The 1,368-nt window shown below is 64.7% G+C and carries 1 protein-coding gene; it reads left to right on the forward strand.

The annotated features are described in order from the left end of the window. Nucleotides 1-1,368, forward strand: a 1,368-nt coding sequence (locus AC5Y4C_RS20940; RefSeq protein ID WP_499965274.1) for a condensation domain-containing protein, incomplete at both ends; no start/stop codon positions are given.

Below are 1,368 nucleotides of genomic sequence, written 5' to 3' on the forward strand. Positions count from 1 at the left end.
ATTCGAGGCGCCCACCGCCGCCGAGCTGGCACTTCGTTTGGGTGAACACGACGCAGGTTTTGCACCGTTGGCAGCTGCGGAGCGGCCGGCGGTGGTGCCGTTGTCGTTTGCGCAGAGCCGGTTGTGGTTCCTCGAACAGTTGCAGGGGCCGTCGCCGGTCTACAACATGCCGGTGGCGCTGCAGCTGCGGGGCGCGCTGGATGTCGAGGCGTTGGGGGCAGCGCTGGCTGATGTCGTGGCCCGCCACGAGGCGCTGCGCACGGTGTTCGTCGCCGCTGAGGGTGTGCCTCAGCAGGTGGTCCTGCCCGCCGAGCAGGCCGATTTTGGTTGGCGCGTGGTCGATGCGGTCGGTTGGCCGGCCGAGCGGCTGGAGGAAGCCATCGGTGAGGTGGTCCGCTACACGTTTGACCTGGCCGCCGAGATTCCTTTGCGGGCAACGCTTTTCAGGGTCGGCGACGAGGATTATGTGCTGGTGGCGGTGGTGCACCATATCGCCGCCGATGGCTCGTCTATGCGTCCGTTCATCACCGACATCGCCGAGGCGTATCTGGCCCGCCATGAAGGAAGGGCACCGGGGTGGGCGCCGTTGCCGGTGCAGTACATCGATTACACGCTGTGGCAGCGTGCGCAGTTGGGCGATTTGGATGATCCGGATAGTCGGATCAACGCCCAGGTCGCCTATTGGCAGGATGCGTTGGCCGGGTTGCCGGAGCGGTTGGCGTTGCCCACGGATCGGCCGTATCCCGCGGTGGCGGATTACCGCGGGGCCAGTGTGGCGGTGGACTGGCCGGCCGAATTACAGCAGCAGGTGCATGATTTGGCTCGCCAGCAGAATGCCACCAGCTTCATGGTGGTGCAGGCCGCGTTAGCGGTGCTGTTGTCCAAGATCTGCGCCACTTCCGATGTAGCCGTTGGTTTTTCGATCGCCGGACGCCGTGACCCGGCTTTGGAAGACTTGATCGGGTTTTTCGTCAACACGTTGGTGCTGCGGGTTGAGGTCGATGGTGATCCGAGCGTTGCGGAGGTGCTCGAGCTGGTGCGCCAGCGCAGCTTGGCGGCTTTTGAGCATCAAGACGTGCCGTTTGAGGTGCTGGTTGAGCGGCTCAATCCGACACGGTCGTTGAGCCATTCTCCGTTGGTTCAGGTGGTGTTGGCCTGGCAGAACTTCATCGGTCAGGGCAACGCCGCGATGCCTGACTTGGCGTTGGGTGATGTGCAGGTCACGCCGGTGCCGGCGGAAACCGGGGTGGCCCGGATGGACTTGTCGTTCTTCATCGCCGAGCGCTGGAGCGAGGCTGGTGACCCGGCGGGCATCGGCGGACATGTGGAGTTCCGCACCGATGTGTTCGACGCGCCCAGCATCGAGGC

The organism is Mycobacterium sp. NGS35, assembly GCF_059812855.1.